The organism is Hahella sp. KA22 (genome assembly GCF_004135205.1).
In the GTDB taxonomy this organism is placed as follows: domain Bacteria; phylum Pseudomonadota; class Gammaproteobacteria; order Pseudomonadales; family Oleiphilaceae; genus Hahella.
In genome coordinates this window covers 3,121,315-3,140,989 of sequence record NZ_CP035490.1, presented here as the reverse complement: position 1 = coordinate 3,140,989, position 19,675 = coordinate 3,121,315, and the positions used below count along the sequence as shown (strand labels likewise).

Sequence of the window (19,675 nt, the reverse complement as noted above, 5' to 3'; positions counted from 1 at the left end):
CGCAAGAGAAGCTTTCGAATCAGTATGTCCGCTGGAAAATCTATTTCTTCGCCAGCAGCGACAGACACAGGCAGGTTTGCTGCACAAAGTGCTTGAATCCCGTGTAGTAAGTTTCGCTCATGGGACGCCCGCTAACTCTTAAATCCGCATAAAGAAATCCGACCTCTCTACCATTGGCGATAATCGGCCCGATAAAGAAATCCCCCATCCCAACGATGTCGATGAAGGCGCGAGTGCGCAGTTTACTCAGGGAAGCATAGCTGCCGCTGCCAATCCAGGCGGACTGATGCGAACTCATGACGGCGTGAAAAAAATTATCCTGTGATTTGTCGTAAGCGAATCTGAAACGCTCACGCCAATTAATCATTTTTTGCCCCAACAGGAATTTTGCTCCAATTTGCGTTCGCGGCTGATTAAAAATAGCCAGTACGACTCTCTCCAGCCCCACCCCTCGATGGAGGCCTTCCAACACCGTCTGGAACAATACCCCAGTATCGATTTTGCCCGCCATCATTTGCATGATGCGCTGCAGCGTTTCCAGCTGAAACTGTGGTTCCGGCTGCAACAGAGGACTATCCGCCGCCAACTCAGCCGACTTCGCCTCACGATTGGTCTGCTCCAGAATTCTCGATATCTGCGGATCTGAATACTCCCTGGATAACTCAGACGCTTCATCCATACTGGCTTGAAGCTTGGCCTTGACCGTGCTGACAGGCATGTTGCTGAACACCGATACCCGCTTCAGCACCGCCTGCATTTCCGGAGAGTCCCAGCCCTTTTCGATAGCAATTGATATATCCTCACCCAGGCGCACCGCCTGCGCTTTTTTGCTGGGTTCGTCTGGGGGAGACAAAGCTTCGTTGAGCGTGTCGCCCAACCCCCATTCGTCAGCCATTTCCCGTGTCAGCCGATCAAAGGTAACGCCCAGCACTTTCTCCAGTTCCGGCGTAGGAACGCCCTGTTGATACATGCGATAGGCCTTGTCCACGGCGGGATGAGGATAGCCCCAGATCAGCATTTCCCCCAGATGCAGCAACAGCGTGGCGACGAACACCTCCTCTTTCACATCCGCCCGCGCTTTCTCGCACAGATTGCGCGCCTGCACCGCCGCGTGAAAAGAACGCGCCATCTGCATAACCAGACTATCCCGCGGATGCTGTTTCAGCAGCGCCTCCATCAAAATGGAGGACACGCAAATCGCTCTTACGGCGTTGAAGCCGATATGCATAATCGCCCGACTGACAGTGGGTATAGGAGCCCTGCTGGGGTTATACACCGCACTGTTCGCCAGCTTGATTATTTTTGAGGTCAGCGCGGGGGTCTTCAGCACCACATCCGAGAGTTGCGCCACGGAGGACTCCTCCGAGGCCGTCAACTGGTTCAGTTGCCTGATGATCGCCCCCATCACCACAGCGTCCATGTGCGCCAACTCTTCAAGCCATTCGTCCAGGCCAAAAGGCGCCTTTGTCTTTGCCAAAACCATGATCGCTCTATTGGGTTCTCTTAATTAAATAGTAGAAGTCGCCGCAGGATGCGTAAAAGTCATGCGTTGAATAAGTGTAGTCGCTTTACGGGAAGTCAGCCGTTCATGCGGACTCACGCCACGTCCAACAAGCTGCGCGACAGCGATAAGAGAGCGGCTCAGCCTAAACGGATCGTAATATAAAGCGCTTGAAGCCTCGCGCCGGACAAAGCAACATGCAAACAGGAACGCCCGCCCACCGGGCGCAGGGATTTTGTCGGCAAGGACGCGTGGATCACAGTTTACGGCGGCGGCCCGTCAATCATCTTGTACGCCCGCTTTAAACTGCTAATATCAATAACTGCTTGTTTTCAATAAATTAACCTTTAACAAGGCTATGAAATGATTCGATCCTTCGTTCTGCTGCTCTTATGCGCCGTTAGCTTGGTATGTTATGGAGAGCCGGAGGTCATCACAGCAAAAGGCATCGCGCTTAGGGGCGAACCCAAGTATCCGGACGACTTTACTCACTTCGATTACGTTAACCCCGACGCGCCCAAAGGCGGCACGATCCGGCTTCACTCAATAGGCACCTACGACAACTTCAACCGTTATGCGCAAAGGGGCACTTCTGGAGCCGGCGCAGACGAGCTATACGATAGCCTGCTGATCGCTTCTCAGGACGAAATTGAAGTTTACTATCCGTTGATAGCGGAGAAGATTGAATTCGCGTCTGACTATTCCTGGATCATTTTCCATATCAATCCCAAGGCGACCTTTCAAGACCACAAGCCAATCACCGCCCAGGACGTCAAATTCTCCTTTGAGAAATTCGCCAATGAGGGCGTGCCTCAATTCAAGAAATATTATTCATTTATCACCTCGATCGAAGTCCTGGACGAGCATCAGGTCAAATTTTCCATGCAGGACGCCAACAGGGAGCAGATGTTCTCCTTATTCAGTCTCAAAATCCTGCCTGAACACTACTGGGCCTCTCGCAATTTCGGCGACCCCATCAAAGACGTTCCCCTGGGCAGCAGCGGCGTCACCATCAGCGATTACAGTTACGGCCAATATGTGGTGGTGAAAACGCTGGATGATTACTGGGGCAGAGACCTGCCCGTCAACAAGGGCCGCAACAACATCACTTACACCCGTTACGATTATTACCGCGACGCCACGGTCGCATTCGAGGCGTTCAAGTCCGGCGAGTTTGATTTTTGGCAGGAAGGCGAAGCCAAAAACTGGGCGACGGCCTACAATTTTCCTGCGATCAGGAACAAGCTCGTCAAGAAAGAAGAGCTCGCGCATAGTATCCCTCAGAGCACCACCGGCTTCGTCTACAACACAGAGCGCCCTATCTTCAAAGACCGCCGCGTTCGTAAAGCGCTGAGCTACCTGCTTGACTTCGAGTGGATGAACAAAGCGCTTTTTTATGGTCAATATGTTCGCACCACCAGCTACTTCACCAATACGCCTTACTCCGCCTCAGGGCTCCCCAGCGAAGCGGAGCTGGAAATATTAAATCCGCTAAAAGACCAGCTTCCACCGGAAGTATTCGAGAAGCCATTCAAGCTGCCTGTCACCAATGGAGACGGCTATATTCGGGACAATATCCGGATTGCTCTCAAACTATTGAAAGAGGCCGGCTGGGAGCTGAGAGATGGAAAGACCGTCAACGCCAAAACCGGCAAACAAATGGAATTTGAACTACTCAGTTACAGCCCGACTACAGAGCGTTCGGCAGCGCCGCTGAGGAGAAATTTGGAGAAGATCGGCATCATCATGAATCTGCGCCAAGTGGACCCAAGCCAATACATCAACCGCGTGCGCACCCATGACTTCGACATGGTGTCATTCCGTTATCCCGCCCTTTCCTATCCTTCCAGCGATCTCAAAATCCTGTTCCACTCCAGCTTTGTCGACTCCACCTGGAACTCCGCCAACCTTAGAGATCCAGCGGTGGATGCGATTGTTGAAGGGATAGAAAAAAGCCAGGAAGACCCGGACAAACTGATGGTCTACGGACATGCGCTGGATCGCGTGCTTCTATGGAAGTACCTCATGATTCCACAATGGCACCTAAGCGCCTTCCGCATCGCCTATTGGGACAAATTCAGCCGTCCTGAAACTCGCCCCAAATACGATTTAGGGCAAGACACCTGGTGGTTTGACAAAGACAAAGCAGCGCAACTTGGGCGTTAATCTATGGCCGCTTACATAATAAGACGACTCCTTCTGATGATCCCTACACTTTGGGCGATCATCACCATTAACTTCTTTGTTATTCAGACCGCGCCCGGAGGGCCCGTCGAGCAAGCCATGGCTCAGTCCATGGGACTCGAAGGCGAGAGGTTGGACAGGATTACCGGCGCCAATCAGGGGGATGTGCAAAGTCAGGCGGCGGAAAGCTCGCAATATCGGGGAGCCAGAGGGCTGGACCCGGAGATTATCGCAGAAATTGAGAAGCGCTTTGGATTTGATAAGCCAATACACGAGCGCTACTGGGATATGCTGAAGAGCTACATCATGTTCGACTTTGGCGACAGTCTTTTTAAAAGCGGCAGCGTGGTCGACCTCGTTCTAGAGCGTATGCCCGTCACCATCTCCATCGGTCTCTGGAGTACCCTGCTCATCTACATGATCTCCATACCTCTCGGCATTTCCAAGGCCCTGAGACATGGCCACCAGTTCGACAGATGGACCAGTACAGTGCTCTCCATCGCCTACGCCATACCTGGCTTCCTGTTCGCCATTTTATTGGTGATTTTATTTGCTGGCGGCACCTATTTTGACTGGTTCCCGCTAAGAGGACTGGTATCCGATAATTGGGACACGTTGTCCTGGCCCGATAAGATTCTCGACTACTTCTGGCATATGGCGCTCCCCATCACCGCCAACGTTATCGGCGGCTTCGCCACGCTGACATTACTTACCAAGAACTCGTTTCTGGACGAGATCAACAAGCAGTATGTCATGACCGCCAAAGCGAAGGGCCTGACTCAGTCCAGAGTTCTGTACAAGCATGTCTTCCGCAACGCCATGCTTATTGTCATTTCCGGGTTCCCTGCTGCATTTGTCAGCATTTTCTTCACAGGAGCCCTGCTGATCGAGGTTATTTTCTCACTGGAAGGTCTTGGGTTGCTGGGCTTCGAAGCCATTATGCAACGCGACTACCCTATCGTATTCAGTACGCTGTATGTCTTTACGCTGATCGGTTTGCTGATCTCCCTGCTGACGGATCTCACTTATACCTGGGTGGACCCCAGAATCGATTTCGAGAAGAGAGGGTGAAGCCATGGCGTTGATCAAACTCAGCTACAAAAATGCACGCCGCTGGGAGACCTTCAAGAAACATCGCATGGGGCTGTTTTCATTATGGATGTTTATAGCCTTGTTCGTATTCTGTCTGTTCGCCGAGTTAGTCGCCAACGATAAGCCCATTTTGGTGAAGTACGATGGCTACTACTACTTCCCGGTTTGGAACACCTATCTGGAAACGCAGTTCGACGGCGAGTTCGAACTCGAAGCCGACTACAAGGACCCCTACGTCGCCAAGCTGATCAACGACAAGGGGTGGATGATCTGGCCGCTGGTTCCTTATAACTACAAGACCATCATCTACGACCTGAACTCCCCTGCGCCCAGCCCCCCCAGCGCGCAGAACTGGCTCGGCACCGATGATCAGGGACGTGATGTGTTGGCCCGGGTTATCTATGGTTTCAGAATTTCCGTTCTGTTCGGTTTCAGCTTAACGATCGTCTCAGCCATCATTGGCGTTATCGCAGGCGCTGCGCAGGGATATTACGGCGGTAAGGTAGATTTACTTTTCCAGCGTTTCATCGAAATCTGGTCGAGCATGCCCACGCTGTTCTTACTGATTATATTGGCGAGCATTATCCAACCGACTTTCTGGATACTACTTGGCTTCATACTTCTGTTTTCCTGGATGGGATACGTCGGCGCTGTGCGCGCGGAGTTTTTACGCGGCAGAAATTTCGAATATGTGGTGGCCGCCAGAGCCATGGGCATGAGCGACGGCAGACTCATGTTCAAGCACATTCTTCCCAACGCCATGGTCGCTACGATGACTTTCGTACCTTTCACCTTATCCGGCTCAGTCGTCATCCTGACGTCATTAGACTTCTTAGGGTTTGGTTTACCGCCAGGCTCGCCCTCCTTGGGCGAACTATTGTCTCAAGGTAAAGGCAACCTGCAGGCGCCTTGGCTGGGCATCACCGCCTTTAACGTCCTGGCGTTACTAATGGGCCTGTTGGTTTTCATCGGCGAAGGCGTCAGAGACGCTTTCGATCCGCGCACCAGTTATTAACCGGGGAGAGTCATGGATACAATTTTAAGCATACAAGACCTGACTCTTAGCTTTACTCAGGGGGGCCGGGAAAATCAGGTGGTTCACGGCGTCAGCTTTGATGTTAAAGCGGGGCAGACTGTAGCGTTGGTGGGGGAAAGCGGCTCAGGCAAATCCGTCAGCTCACTGTCGATACTCAAATTGCTGAACTCCCCTCCTCTCAATTTCAAGAGCGGCAAAATTCTCTGGAAAGGGGAAGACTTGGTCAGCGCGCCGGAGTCCCGGATGCGACAAGTACGCGGTCACGAAATCAGCGTAATATTCCAGGAGCCGCTGACTTCCCTCAACCCATTGCACAAAATCCATCGACAGATTTCGGAAATCATTGAGCTGCACCAGGGGCTATCCAAGAAACAGTGCATCGATCTGGCGCTGGACTGGCTCAAGAAGGTTGGTATCCGCAACCCGGAGCATAAGCTTAATGCTTACCCGCATCAGCTTTCAGGTGGAGAGAGGCAGCGTGTAATGATCGCTATGGCCTTGGTCAACAACCCTAAACTACTGATCGCCGATGAACCCACCACCGCACTGGACGTCACTATCCAGGCGCAGATTCTGGACCTGATTCGCCAGCTACAGGCGGAAATGAACATGGCCGTGCTGTTTATCACACATGATCTACATATCGTGAAAAAGCTGTCGGATTACGTAGTCGTGATGGAAAAAGGCCATGTGGTTGAACAAGGGGAAACGCAAAAGCTGTTTTCTACTCCGTCCCATCCCTACACCCAGAAGTTGATTGCAGCGGAGCCTCACGGCACGCCGCCGATTATCGCCACAGATGCGACGCCCATTCTGGAAGTCAAAAACCTCAAGTGCTGGTTCCCGATCAAGAAGGGCGTGCTCAAGCGAACTGTAGATCACGTCAAAGCGGTCAACGATATCAGCCTGGATATACTGCCGGGCGAGTCCGTGGGATTGGTGGGAGAAAGCGGTTCAGGTAAATCCACATTGGGACGTACAATTCTGCGCCTGGAAAACAGCGAAGGCGTCATCAACTACAACGGCCAGCGTATAGACCTGCTGGACAGCAAATCCCTGAAGCCGCTGCGTCGGGAAATTCAGGTTATTTTCCAGGACCCTTTCGGCTCTCTTAGTCCAAGGCTCACCATTGAGGAGATTATCAGCGAGGGATTGGAAATCCATAACATCGGCGACGCCGCCAGCCGCGAGCAAAGCGTGATTGCGGCGATGCGGGAAGTGGAGCTTGATCCGGAATGGCGTTATCGCTACCCCAATGAGTTTTCTGGCGGACAGCGGCAACGTATCGCCATCGCCCGTGCGCTGGTGCTGAAACCCAAGCTGCTGATTCTCGACGAACCCACCTCTTCTCTGGACCGCACCATCCAGCAGCAGGTCATAGAGCTGTTGCAGCGCCTGCAGAAAGAGCACCATCTCAGTTACTTATTCATCAGTCATGATCTGCGAGTCGTGAAAGCCCTTTGTCACCGTATCGTGGTCATGCAGGGCGGTGAACTGGTGGAAGCTGGCGACTGTGACGCCATCTACGCCAATCCAACTCAGCCCTACACACGCAAATTATTGGAAACTGCTTTTTATTAATACAAAGCGGCTACATCTCATACCAGCGCGCCCTCCCTCGTCCCGTTAAATGCTCCCTGGGCGTTGCGGGACGGGCCACGGCGCGCCTTTTTCTGTCATACTAAAGACTCATAGAAGCGTCGCCGTGATTAGTAAGAAAATATTTAATGTTCCAGCCGACAATAAGTTTTGGATGTTAGCTTAAGTAAATACAATCACCGGCCGTTTATTCATAAACAGCTTGAAGGTCTCTCTGAAGATAACTACAGGATAGAAAAATGGGATTACTAAGCGGAAAAAAAGCACTGATCGTCGGTGTTGCAAGTAAATTATCCATCGCCAAAGGTATTGCTGACGCTTTCCATCGGGAAGGCGCGGAAATCGCCCTGACCTACCAGAACGATAAGCTCAAGGGCCGGGTGGAAGGTTTCGCCGCGGAATACGACTCCAAGCTGACATTTCCCTGCGACGTAAGCAGCGACGCTGAAATCGAACAACTGTTCAAAGACCTCGGCCAGCATTGGGACGGTGTTGATATTCTGGTGCACTCCGTCGGTTACGCGCCGGGCCACGAGCTTGACGGCAACTACGTGGACGCCACTACTCGCGAAGGCTTCCGCATCGCCCACGACATCAGCTCCTACAGCTTCGTCGCGTTGGCGAAAGGCGCCCGCGAAATGATGAAAGGCCGCAACGGCAGCCTGCTGACTTTGACTTATCTGGGCGCAGAGCGCGTTATCCCCAACTACAACGTGATGGGTCTGGCCAAAGCCAGCCTGGAAGCCAACACCCGCTACATGGCGTGCAGCCTGGGGCCGGAAGGCACTCGCGTCAACGCGATTTCCGCAGGTCCAATCCGCACTCTGGCCGCATCCGGCATCAAGGATTTCCGTAAGATGCTGCAGGAAAACGAGAAGCAGACGCCACTGCGCCGCAACGTAACCATCGATGAAGTGGGCAACGCCGCGCTGTTCCTGTGCTCTGATCTGGCCAGCGGCGTGACTGGTGAAATCATGTATGTGGACGGCGGCTTCAACATTACCGCCAGAGGCGGCGAATAAGTTATCGCTGCTGACTGCAATATTACGGAGCCGGATCATGCCGGCTCCTTCTTTAATCCTCTCCCCATTTAATCCTCCCCCTTTTCTTAACCTCTCTCCGTCAGCGTTCTCCAAGAGTCTCATCCCACAGGCGCGTATTGGTTTTCTGCGCCACGTCACTGTATAAATCCCGCATTAGGGTTAATGTAACCTTTTGTTATCTCGGGACCTAAACCCTCCCGCCACAACAAACCTTATAAGAATAAAATCCACACCTGGAGTATTTCAGCCGCATATGAACAGGAAGCTCTTACTGTCGTTCTGTCTTCTATTCGTCGTCGGACTCAGTGGCTGCGCCGGTCTCAAGCCGTCTCTCAAAGCCAGCCCTACTCTCGCCAACGCCCTGGGCGTCGCTGATATCCCCCTGAAAGAGTTAAAAAAGCAATACGCGGATAAAGACTCCCGCTTCATGGAAGTGGACGACCTGCAGATTCACTATCGCGATGTCGGCGAGGGACCCACCATTGTGTTGCTGCACGGCATCATGTCGTCTTTACATACTTGGGAAGGATGGATCGAGGAGCTGCGCAAGAACTACCGCGTCATCGCGCTGGATCTTCCCGGTTACGGCCTGACCGGAGGGCCGGAAGACGCCGACGACTTCGATGAAGACTACGTTTACATCCGTTTCAGCAAGTTCATCAGACAACTGGAGCTAACCCGGTTCAGTCTGGCGGGCAACTCCTTCGGCGGCTATCTTTCCGCGCGCTATGCCGCGGAGCATCCAGAACAGGTGGAAAAACTCATTCTGATTGACCCGGTAGGCTACCCGCAGGAACACACGCCGGGAGTATTCGATCTGGCCACCATGCCAGTGGTGGGAACGCTGGCCAACTATGTGCAACCGCCGATATTGGTGACGCGCAATGTGGCGCAGGTTTACGGCGACCCCAAGCGCATCAGCCAGGACAATCTCTATCGATACGTACACATGTCCCAGCGCCCCGGGGCCAGGAAGATTTACGTGCGCACCATGCGAATCATGAAAGAAGCCGCAGCGGAACAACGCAACCTTCCCTTCGCGGACATTCGCTCACCGACGCTTTTGATGTGGGGGGAAGCAGATCGTTGGGTTCCCATAAAACTGGCGGAGCGCTGGCGCGGGGACATCAGAAACATCAAGTTCATCAGCTATCCTGGCGTGGGACACGTACCCATGGAGGAAATCGCCTACCAGACTGTGCAGGACGCTATCGTATTCCTGTCGGACCTGCAGCAGGCGCCGACGCGCAGCGAGCCTTCCATTGAGGAGCTGGAATCCATTCTGCAGGGCGACGGCGGCTTCGAGCCGATGGAGGGCATTTGACGCCTTCGGCGCACAGCCCTTTCCCAGCGACGACGCCATGATCGTTCCGTCACCCAGGGGATCACGAATCCTTAGTGGGTGACGTGATCCGCATGGTCGGCGTCCTCATCGGAAAACATGGCGGAGACCGCCAACTTCCATTCGGCGATGGAAGTTTCTTCCGACTCAAAAAACGCCAATCCGGTCATGTAGCCATAAGTCCCTGGCAGACGTTTTCGCCACTTCACTTCGGCGGTAAGATGAAACTTGTCGCCGGTTTTCTCTCGCAGGATGCATATCTGCAATATGGCCCCGACTCGCAGCGCTTCCGGAATACGCACCTGCAGCCCGTTGGCGGAGATATCCACCGTCTCGGTCGCACGCACCGCCGGATTGAGATCGTCGCTTTCCACCGCGCCAGGGGTCATGATCTCCACATAAATCACTTCATTGTGCGGCAGACGCGGCTCCGTGCGCTGGTTATCGTCCAGGGGGTTTTCTTTCACCGACATACGTCACCTCTTCGCAATGCCTATTCTGCCCAAGGCGCGGGACAACCTTTCTTCCATTTCCACACCTGCTCCCAACACTTCAAAAAGCCCGTCGAGAATGTGGTCCACTACCTCATCACGTTTCATTTCTGTTATTTTCATCCCGAAATCATCTACAAATATCAGCTTGTCCGTGGCGTTCAAACGTACGCCCAGCTTGCAGCGCACAGGTTCGCCTCCCTTCTGCAACTGCACCCAGCCACCCACTTTGAGGCCGTCAATCGCATTACGCGCCTGCTGACGTCTCTCCAGGGCTTTTCTTTCCTGCTCTTCCAACTCCCGGCGGAGCAACTCCTGCTCCGCTTCCAGACGTTCCTGCTCCAGCTTCCTGGCGGCTTCTTCCCGCGCAGCGATGATGGCCTTGGCTTCAGCTTCCGCTTTTTCCTGCGCCGCCTTACGCAGCGCTTTTTCTTTCGCCAGCAAACTTTGCTGACGCAGACGCTGCGCCCGATCCCAGACAATATACTCCCTGGCCAGCTCATAGAACACTTGCTGAATGCGCGTCGAGCCATCAAACGCCTGCAAGCGCTCTTCATTCTTGTCTTTGATCAAATCCTCTATGGGCTCCATCGAGGTTTTTCTGCCGTTATAGTCGCCCCAAACCACCACTTTCTGTCCCGGCAGATACACCAGAAACTTGCACACTTTTTCGAACCGGTTAAACCAGCCCCCCCGCAGTTCCGTGAGCGCCAGTTCGTCAATCTGCAACTGATCTCTCACCTCATCCAGCTCCGTAGGCGCCGGCGTGAACATCACCCGCTCCACATCCTGACCTTTGACGATGCTCATCAGGATATCCTCCAGCCAGGCCAGGGTCTGCTCCGCATCGTTGGGATTATGGCTCAGGCTCACCAGATGCTTCTCCAGCTCCTCTACGATCAAACCCGCGAAGGTGTATAACTTCTGTTGGCTGGCGGCCGTGTGATCGCCGCGAAATGTGAACACAATGCGATCGCACAGCTTACGCATGATCGAATAGTGTTTGCTGCTCTCGCCTTCCTGCAGCAACACCAATCGCATGGAGTCAAGCCAGGGGCCTTTCATGAACTGCACAATCACTTCCGGCAACTCCACCCCGGTCGCGGCCTGATTCACCGCCATCGCGGCTTTTTGATGGATATACCAGGCATTGTCGAGCCCCAACTCAGTTTCAATCAATCGCTTTTCCAATTGATGACGGCGCTGACTTTCCCGCTGCCACTCGGTCATCAAGGCGTCGTATGCGCGCCGCTGCTCGTCGGAGCTGAGGCAGTTGTCGTCATCCAGCAGATGCGTCAGCGCCGAGAGGGACTTCATGACAAAGGGCGGCGGCTGGCCTCCGCCCTCTTCCCATCCCATGAACAGCTTTTCCACCAACGCCAACAGGCGCGCCACAGGGTGCTCTTCGTTGATGACGAACTCCGGTTGATCCAGCAGCAAGGCGGCGAATATGTATTTACGACGCAGCAGCGTCTTCTTTACGAATGGGTCCAGAGGGCTGGCGCTTTCCCAGCGCTCCGCCGCACGGTCGATGAAAGTAAGGCAGTTGACCAGCGTTCTGTCCAATCCGCCAAGTTCTTTACTGAGCGCCAGCACCACGCCCTTGAGGTTTTCCTGCTTCTCCCGGCTGACGCTGGCCAGCTTGTCCGCCACCTCATGGCGCTCTCTGTCGATTTGCGGCGGCGCGGCGGTGTCGCCAAGAAAAGCAAAGATTTCTTTCGTCTCTGGAAGCTCCAGTCTGACCAAGGCCGCGGAAAGGGCTTCTACTGTAACTTCAGCTTGCTCCATCATGTACCTTTTGCATGCAACCCATTTTCTCAAGACAGCCGCATCAGCGAGATCCGGGCCGAAGCGGTCCGGTGTTAGAGGGGAATAAAAACGCGAGGTTAAAAATGTCCGGACGACTCTAAAAGTATAGTCGGATTTGTCGCGGACGGGTCGCGCCTGACAGATATTTCATGCGCGTCGCCTATAACCGCCAATTCTGTACAGACCGCTCTTATGACCAATCAATATGACCTCACAAACGTAATACTGTTATGCTTTAAAGCAGAGTCCCACAAGACTGAACAGCAGTGAATAACAAGGAGGACTCGATGTATAACCTTTGCGAAGATCGCCGCTGCAGAGAGCGTCGCAACCCACCGGAATCAAACGCGCCCAGGATCAAGAACCTTGAGCGTCGCAGCACTGACCGGCGCAGGGACAGACGTCCATTGGACGAATTCCCCTATCTGCCCCAGTGTTGCCTATAGTCGGCTAACGCCGACCCTACCGGAGACGGAAAGTTCCGTCTCCGGGTTCCCGTTTTGCGCTTAAACCGCCCGCAAACTCCCATTGCGCGCTGAATTTCCTCGATTCATCTATAGGCTAACGCCGGCAAGCTTGCTATTCTTCTTGTCCTGCCCGGGCCCGGCCGCGCCGCGGGGTTCGCCGGCGGGATCAAATCAAACCAGCGCCATCGGGGACCTGACGAACTCTTTTTCCCATAAGCGAAGTTCGCCTGACGCCTGGAGTGCTGACACGGGAAATCAAGTAGGGATCAAGCATGTCCTTAAATCAGATTGAAAACGTAAATGTAAACAGCCAGGAGATTCTCATTACTCCTGACCAGCTCAAGAGCGACATCCCTCTGTCCGAACAAGCGGGTCAAACCGTTATCGAGGGTCGCGAAACCATCCGCAATATTCTTGATCGCAAGGATCACCGTCTGTTCGTGGTGGTCGGGCCCTGCTCGATTCACGACGTCGCCGCCGCAAAAGAGTATGCGCAGAAACTTAAAACGTTATCGGAAGAATTAAAGGACACTCTCTATCTGGTTATGCGCGTGTATTTCGAAAAACCGCGCACCACTATCGGTTGGAAAGGGTTGATCAACGATCCCAACATCGATGATTCCTTCGAAATCGAAAAAGGCCTGCATATAGGACGGCAACTGCTGGTGGAGCTGGCGGAAATGGGCCTGCCTACCGCGACGGAGGCGTTGGACCCGATTTCTCCGCAATACCTGCAGGACACCATCTCCTGGTCCGCCATCGGCGCCAGAACCACGGAGTCCCAGACTCACCGTGAGATGAGCAGCGGCCTGTCCATGCCTATCGGCTTCAAGAACGGCACCGACGGCAGCCTCACTGTAGCGGTTAACGCCATGAGCTCCGTCTCGCATCCGCACTCATTCCTGGGCATCAACCGGGAAGGACAAGTCGCTATCATCCGCACCAAAGGCAACGCCTATGGTCACGTGGTGTTGCGCGGCGGCGGCGGTAAGCCGAACTACGACTCCGTCAGCGTCGCACTGTGCGAGAAGGAACTGCAGAAGGCCAAACTGCGCGAAGCCATCATGGTGGATTGCAGCCACGCCAACTCCAACAAGGACGCTTCTCTGCAGCCGCTGGTCATGCAGGACATCACTCATCAGATCATGGAAGGCAACAAGTCTATCGTGGGTGTGATGGTGGAAAGTAATATCAACTTCGGCAGTCAGCCGATCCCCGCCAATCTGGCGGATCTGCAATATGGCGTCTCCATCACCGACGCCTGTATCGACTGGGCCACCACAGAAAAAGCCCTGCGCGACATGCACGACAAGCTGAAAGACGTTTTACCAAAGCGTATCTAAGAAGACGGGTCGGGAAGTCCGCGTCCGCCGCACAGGCGGACGCCTTCACTCTTTCCTAAATCTTTCTGTTTAACCTATCCCTGCTTTTCCAGAAATTCCTAGCGCAGCAATAGCAATGGCTTTTGCGTCATGGTCAGCATCTTGGCGGTGAAGCTGCCGAGCAGCAGTTCACGCAGACGGGTGTGGCTGTAGGCGCCCATGACAGTCAGATCGATATCGTGCTGACGCTGGTAGTCGCATAACTCCTGCTCCACCGCGCCAGTCAGCTTGGACGCGACGACATCAACGCCAGCGTTCCGCAAACGTTGCACCGCCTGCTCCAGCACTTGCTCATTGGCCTTGCCGTCGCGACTGACATGCACGACATGACAACACAACCCTTTGTAGAGCGGACTTTCCGCCACCATATTCAACGCCTTGCCGGCGGCTTCACTGCCGTCATAAGCCAGCATGATGCGCTGAGGCGCGCTGAATTCGCCATTCACCACCAGCACCGGACGATGCAGGGAGCGAATAATGGTTTCCAGGTGCGCGCCAACGCGGCCCGCCTGATTCTCATGCTCTTCGCCGCGAATGCCCATCACCAGCACGCCGATATCGTCTTCCAGTTCGATCAGCGCTTCCGTAAGACCGCCATGACGCTGATTGACGACGGGATCGCTGACGCCGGCGGCGATCACTCTTTCTTTCGCCGCCTCCAGCATCAGTTTGCCTTCCTGCAGCAAAATTTTGCTGCGACGCTGCTCCAGATCAGTCAACTCCGCCAGCAGTTTCTCTCTGCTGCCCAGACCAATGCTGCCAGTCAGATCCGACACGGCGGGCGCTTCGCGGTGTTCAATATTGTGCAACAGCTTCAAGGGCGCGCCGACACGCTGCGCAATCCAGGCGGCGTAATCACAGACTGCGCGACTGAAGTTGGAGCCGTCGATACAGGCCAACACCGTCTTGTTATTGTTATCCATTAATGACCTCCCATGATTTTTTCGATCTCTTCGGGCTTATCGTGCACGCCGAAGCGGTCAACAATTGTCTCGCTGGCTTCGTTCAGGCCGATCAATTCGACATCCGCCCCTTCCCGACGGAACTTTATCACTACTTTGTCCAACGCAGAAACGGCGGAGATGTCCCAGAAATGCGCGCGGTGCAGGTCGATGACCACTTTGTCCACGGCTTCCTTGAAATCAAAGTTGGCGACGAATTTGTCGGAAGAGTTGAAGAACACCTGCCCCACCACACGATAGGTGCGCTGCGCGCCATCTTCGCTCAAGGCGGACTCGACATACATGAAGTGGCTGACTTTATTAGCGAAGAACAAGGCCGCCAGCAACACGCCGAGAAAAACGCCGTAGGCGAGGTTATGCGTCGCGATGACCATCACAACGGTAGAAATCATCACGATATTGGTGGAAAGCGGATGTTTCTTCAGATTAATAATGGAATCCCAGCTGAAAGTGCCGATAGACACCATGATCATCACCGCCACCAACGCCGCCATGGGAATACGCGACAACCAGGGGCCCAGGAAAGCGATCATCGCCAGTAAGAAAAAGCCCGCCACGAAAGTGGATAGTCTGCCGCGGCCGCCGGATTTAACGTTGATCACCGACTGCCCGATCATGGCGCATCCAGCCATGCCGCCAAACAGTCCGGCGACGATATTGGCGATGCCCTGCCCCTTACATTCACGGTTTCTGTCGCTCTTTGTGTCGGTCAGGTCGTCAACGATGGTCGCTGTCATCAAAGACTCCAATAGCCCCACCACCGCCATTGGCGCGGAAAACGGGAAAATGATCGCCAGCGTTTCAAAGTTCAAGGGTACGTCGGGGAACAGAAAGATCGGCAGCGTATCCGGCAGTTTGCCCATATCGCCTACCGTACGGATGTCCAGATCAAATAGCACCGCCACCGCGGTCATGGACAGAATGCAGACCAATGGCGACGGCAGGGCTTTACCAATCACCGGCACATGGGGGAACAGATAAATGATGGCCAGTCCCGCCCCGGTCATAGCGTATACGTGCCAGGTGACATTAGTCAGCTCCGGCAATTGCGATACGAATATAAGAATCGCCAACGCATTGACGAAGCCTGTCACCACCGAGCGTGAGACAAAGCTCATCAACTGCCCGAGTTTCAGATAGCCGGCCAGTATCTGCAATACGCCGGTCAGCAAGGTGGCTGCGAGCAGGTACTGCAAGCCATGAACTTTCACCAGATCCACCATCAGCAGCGCCATGGCGCCGGTGGCTGCTGAGATCATACCGGGCCTGCCGCCGACGATAGCGATAGTCATGGCGATACAGAAAGACGCGTACAACCCTACTTTGGGATCAACGCCAGCGATGATGGAAAATGCAATCGCTTCGGGAATCAGCGCCAGCGCAACCACCAGTCCGGCCAGCAGGTCGGCGCGCACATTTCCCAGCCAGTCATGTTTTTTTGAAAGTAACAACATATTTGTTCCACGAACGATCAGAAGCGGAGCGGCCTTCACCAGCAAGGCGAGACCGATAAAAAAGGGGCGTTGGATTATACACATTGCGCACAAAAACGCCATTTTTCCAAATTTTTCGTTTTAGAAAATTCATTCATCGCACCCACTTAGCCTATTCACATACGAATAATTACAAATAATTCAGCGCCAGCCATTTAAATTACGGCATTTTGTGGTTAAATTTTATCCATTACAATTGGCGTCATATTTCGAATGCCGACTGTATCGCTTTCCTTTCTCAAATAAAAACGAACAAATACGAAGACAGGTTGAGTAGTTATGATCACAATAAAAAACACTTTCAGCGTCTCTATGCTTTCTCTCACTCTTGCCGCGGCGCTGCATGCCGCCGACGCAACCGCCGGCCCCTACGCCGACAGGCTGACGCCGCAAAAACGCGCGCAGGTGGAAAAATGGGTGGACAGCGAGTTCAAGGACTCCTCCATCAGCCGGGATCAACAAATCGAAGAGCTGGCCTGGTTTATCCACACCGCTGCGCCTTATCAGGGACTCGAACTGAACGTACTGTCGGAAACCATTAAAACCCACGAATATGAATCCCAGGTGTTGGCGAAGGCGTTCAACGAACTAACCGGGATTAAGATCAACCATGAATTGCAGCCGGAAGGCACAGTCATTGACCGCCTTTGGGTGCAGTTCATTGGCGACCAACACCGTTATGACGCCTTCATCAGCGACTCCGACCTGATCGGCAATCACTCCCGCTCCGGGCGCATTCTGGCTCTGAGCGATTTCATGCAAGGGGAAGGCAAAGACGTCACCTTACCCACTCTGGACATCAACGACTTTATCGGAGTCAGCTTCGTGACCGGGCTCGACGGCAAGATCTATCAGCTTCCCGATCAACAGTTCGCCAATCTTTACTGGTTTCGCTACGACTGGTTCCAACGCCCTGACCTGAAGAAAAAGTTCAAAGAGATTTACGGCTACGAACTCGGGGTGCCGATCAACTGGTCCGCCTATGAGGACATCGCCGACTTCTTCACCAACAAGGTCAAACACATCGATGGCGAGCGGGTTTACGGACACATGGATTACGGCAAGCGCGATCCGTCTTTGGGTTGGCGTTTCACCGACGCCTGGTTTTCCATGGCCGGCGCGGGAGACCCAGGCCTGCCCAACGGTAAGCCCGTGGATGAATGGGGCATCCGCATCGAAGGTTGCCATCCGGTAGGCTCCAGTATGGATCGCGGCGGCGCGACTAACAGTCCTGCCGCCGTGTACTCACTGGAGAAATATATCGACTGGCTGAAGAAGTACGCGCCGCCGGAAGCCATCAAAATGGATTTCAGTGAAGCGGGTTCTGTTCCCGCGCAAGGCCACATCGCCCAGCAGATTTTCTGGTACACCGCCTTCACCTCCAACATGACCAAGCCTGGGTTGCCAGTGGTGAACAGCGATGGCACGCCAAAATGGCGTATGGCGCCCTCGCCTCACGGCGCCTATTGGCAGGAGGGGATGAAACTGGGTTATCAGGACGCCGGTTCCTGGACCATTCCCAAAAACATGAGCCCAACCCGGCAAAAAGCAGTCTGGCTGTATGCGCAGTTCACCGTCGCTAAAACCGTCTCATTGAAGAAAACCCTGGTGGGCCTGACGCCGATTCGCGAATCCGACTTGAGATCCGCCGCCATGCAAAAAGCCGCGCCTAAACTGGGCGGACTGGTGGAGTTCTACTTGAGTCCCGCCCGCAAAGCCTGGACGCCCACCGGCGTCAACGTGCCGGATTATCCGAAGCTGTCACGTTACTGGTGGCCGACGCTGGCGGACGCCATCACTGGCAAGAAAACGCCGCAGCAGGCGCTGGACACCCTGGCGGAAAGGCAAGATCGGGCGATGGCGGTGATTCAGAGAAATATGGAGCTGCAATCCTGCGCGCCCAAAATCGCGGACGCCAGTGAGGTCAAGGGCGCAGACTACTGGCTGCGCCAACCCGGCGCGCCCAAGCCCAAACTATCCAATGAAAAACCCAAGGGCGTTACGGCGTCTTACGACGAGCTGTTGAAGGCTTGGAAGAACGGCCGCGTCCGCTGATATCGCCAGCAACAAAAGAGGTCACAACGACCGGAGCGTCGGTCGAATACTGAGAGTTCAAAGAGGCCTCTCAAGTTAATCGACTGACGCCATACTGGAGCCCCCAAAAATGGCTCAAACCCTGGGGAGTACCCTAGTCAAAAATAGGGGTATTCGCTGAAAGTCTTAGAAGGGCGAGACATTTCGCCCTTTTGTAACAAAGTGTAAGTGTGTATAATTTTTCGCCTCCCAGGTTCTAACAGCAGTTTCTTATGGAGTAGACATGAACCAAATGACACGCACCGACGACGCTCTCCAGCGTCCCAGCTACGATCGCTCAGATCGTTTTTATATCGAAAACGGCGAGTGGTTTTACCTGACCCGCGAACAAATTCCCATCGGTCCCTATGCCTCGCAGCAAGAAGCAGAGGATGGACTCAACGCTTATATAGACTATATGCAGGTAGAAGCGGAATAGAATAAAGGGAATGCAAGGATGACGAACTATCACAGGAAGATAGCCCAAAATGAGCCAAGCGCCCGCCAGTTTTAGCAGCGCGACTCTAGTTAAAAAGCGGGTGTTTGGAAATTTCTCCCCCGTAAATTGAACATTGTTGAAATAACTTTTCCCAGTCATCCACCTTTCGCTTTTCAACCCCAGCGCCCCTCCAATCTCTCTCAGCTCCCCTGCCCCTTGTTTCTTACAAAGATCGTCAGCCATATCAGTCCCGCCAGACAGATGATGGGAAGCAAGAAAATTCCGGCTTTAATCGCCCAATTTTGGGCGCGCTCACAGAAGGTAGGACAGGGATTGAAGATACCGCAGGAATAGGCTTTGTCCCAGTTCACGATATCGTCGCCCTCACCTTTTTCATCGACGCCATTGGGACCGATGGAGTACAGCGTCATTTCCACCCCATGCCAGGGTTCGGGAGAATACCGGAACTCTTGCCCGTAGGCGTCTTTAGGAACTGTGGTGAGGTAACCGCTGTTCAATGCCTGTAATCCCTGCTCTCTTGTAGGCAGTGCGTTGTGGTCGAGCTGATACAAACGCAGCGCGCTTTGCAAAGACGTCAACAGGATGCGATCGTCATGCTGACTGCACTCGATTGCGCCAGGACAATTACGCAAGGTAATCAGTGCGACCATCAAAGCAAGTAACCAAAACCCAAACAATCCTAACGTTAGTTTCTTGATCACTCGCTCCATTTTATTTCCTTACTTTTCGGCCTTTATCCGT

15 protein-coding genes are annotated in these 19,675 nt (G+C 53.9%); 9 read left to right on the top strand and 6 right to left on the bottom strand.

Features of this window, described 5'->3' with window-relative positions; genetic code table 11:
* Positions 1-40: 40 nt before the first annotated feature.
* The gene (locus EUZ85_RS14005; protein WP_127969878.1) at positions 41-1,483 is read right to left on the bottom strand and encodes an HDOD domain-containing protein; all 1,443 of its coding nucleotides are present in this window, start codon (positions 1,481-1,483) and stop codon (positions 41-43) included.
* A gap of 381 nt (positions 1,484-1,864) precedes the next feature.
* On the opposite strand from EUZ85_RS14005, the gene EUZ85_RS14000 reads away from it, so the two are divergent.
* The 6 genes from EUZ85_RS14000 to EUZ85_RS13975 all read left to right on the top strand — a co-directional run bounded on the left by EUZ85_RS14000 (position 1,865) and on the right by EUZ85_RS13975 (position 9,779).
* Complete coding sequence (locus EUZ85_RS14000; protein WP_127969877.1) at positions 1,865-3,667, top strand: extracellular solute-binding protein; 1,803 nt, start codon at positions 1,865-1,867, stop codon at positions 3,665-3,667.
* 3 nt (positions 3,668-3,670) lie between these two features.
* Complete coding sequence (locus EUZ85_RS13995) at positions 3,671-4,756, top strand: microcin C ABC transporter permease YejB (protein WP_127969876.1); 1,086 nt, start codon at positions 3,671-3,673, stop codon at positions 4,754-4,756.
* A 13-nt stretch (positions 4,757-4,769) separates the two neighbouring features.
* Positions 4,770-5,792 carry an ABC transporter permease gene (locus EUZ85_RS13990; protein ID WP_206618136.1) on the top strand — a complete coding sequence of 341 codons (1,023 nt, stop codon included), beginning with the start codon at positions 4,770-4,772 and terminating at the stop codon, positions 5,790-5,792.
* Positions 5,793-5,804: 12 nt separating this feature from the next.
* A complete protein-coding gene (locus tag EUZ85_RS13985) occupies positions 5,805-7,394 on the top strand; it encodes an ABC transporter ATP-binding protein (protein WP_127969874.1) in 1,590 nt (529 codons plus the stop codon).
* Between the two features lie 257 nt (positions 7,395-7,651).
* Entirely contained in the window at positions 7,652-8,434 is a 783-nt protein-coding gene (locus tag EUZ85_RS13980; protein ID WP_127969873.1) for an enoyl-ACP reductase, read from the top strand.
* Positions 8,435-8,708: 274 nt separating this feature from the next.
* Positions 8,709-9,779: an alpha/beta fold hydrolase gene (locus tag EUZ85_RS13975; RefSeq protein ID WP_127969872.1), complete on the top strand. Its 1,071-nt coding sequence runs from the start codon at positions 8,709-8,711 to the stop codon at positions 9,777-9,779.
* A gap of 71 nt (positions 9,780-9,850) precedes the next feature.
* On the opposite strand, the gene EUZ85_RS13970 is transcribed toward EUZ85_RS13975, so the two are convergent.
* Together EUZ85_RS13970 and EUZ85_RS13965 are read right to left on the bottom strand one after the other, a co-directional pair.
* Positions 9,851-10,270 carry a PilZ domain-containing protein gene (locus EUZ85_RS13970; protein ID WP_127969871.1) on the bottom strand — a complete coding sequence of 140 codons (420 nt, stop codon included), beginning with the start codon at positions 10,268-10,270 and terminating at the stop codon, positions 9,851-9,853.
* Positions 10,271-10,273: 3 nt separating this feature from the next.
* Entirely contained in the window at positions 10,274-12,079 is a 1,806-nt protein-coding gene (locus tag EUZ85_RS13965) for a DUF1631 family protein (protein WP_241567032.1), read from the bottom strand.
* Positions 12,080-12,836: 757 nt separating this feature from the next.
* Here EUZ85_RS13965 and EUZ85_RS13960 point away from each other — a divergent pair.
* Positions 12,837-13,907 carry a 3-deoxy-7-phosphoheptulonate synthase gene (locus EUZ85_RS13960; protein WP_127969870.1) on the top strand — a complete coding sequence of 357 codons (1,071 nt, stop codon included), beginning with the start codon at positions 12,837-12,839 and terminating at the stop codon, positions 13,905-13,907.
* A 98-nt stretch (positions 13,908-14,005) separates the two neighbouring features.
* Here EUZ85_RS13960 and EUZ85_RS13955 read toward each other — a convergent pair whose 3' ends face one another.
* Together EUZ85_RS13955 and EUZ85_RS13950 are read right to left on the bottom strand one after the other, a co-directional pair.
* Complete coding sequence (locus EUZ85_RS13955; protein ID WP_127969869.1) at positions 14,006-14,869, bottom strand: universal stress protein; 864 nt, start codon at positions 14,867-14,869, stop codon at positions 14,006-14,008.
* Positions 14,869-16,362 carry a SulP family inorganic anion transporter gene (locus EUZ85_RS13950; RefSeq protein ID WP_127969868.1) on the bottom strand — a complete coding sequence of 498 codons (1,494 nt, stop codon included), beginning with the start codon at positions 16,360-16,362 and terminating at the stop codon, positions 14,869-14,871. The genes EUZ85_RS13955 and EUZ85_RS13950 overlap by 1 nt, the downstream gene beginning before the upstream one ends.
* 318 nt (positions 16,363-16,680) lie before the next feature.
* Between EUZ85_RS13950 and EUZ85_RS13945 the strand changes: the two genes are divergently transcribed.
* Both EUZ85_RS13945 and EUZ85_RS13940 read left to right on the top strand, forming a co-directional pair.
* Positions 16,681-18,456: an ABC transporter substrate-binding protein gene (locus EUZ85_RS13945; protein WP_127969867.1), complete on the top strand. Its 1,776-nt coding sequence runs from the start codon at positions 16,681-16,683 to the stop codon at positions 18,454-18,456.
* Positions 18,457-18,718: 262 nt separating this feature from the next.
* Positions 18,719-18,913 carry a DUF6316 family protein gene (locus EUZ85_RS13940; RefSeq protein WP_127969866.1) on the top strand — a complete coding sequence of 65 codons (195 nt, stop codon included), beginning with the start codon at positions 18,719-18,721 and terminating at the stop codon, positions 18,911-18,913.
* Positions 18,914-19,113: 200 nt separating this feature from the next.
* Here the strand turns inward: EUZ85_RS13940 and EUZ85_RS13935 are convergent, their stop codons facing one another.
* Positions 19,114-19,644 (bottom strand): type II secretion system protein GspG, encoded by a 531-nt coding sequence (locus tag EUZ85_RS13935; RefSeq protein WP_127969865.1) that lies wholly within the window; start codon positions 19,642-19,644, stop codon positions 19,114-19,116.
* Positions 19,645-19,675 lie beyond the last annotated feature (31 nt).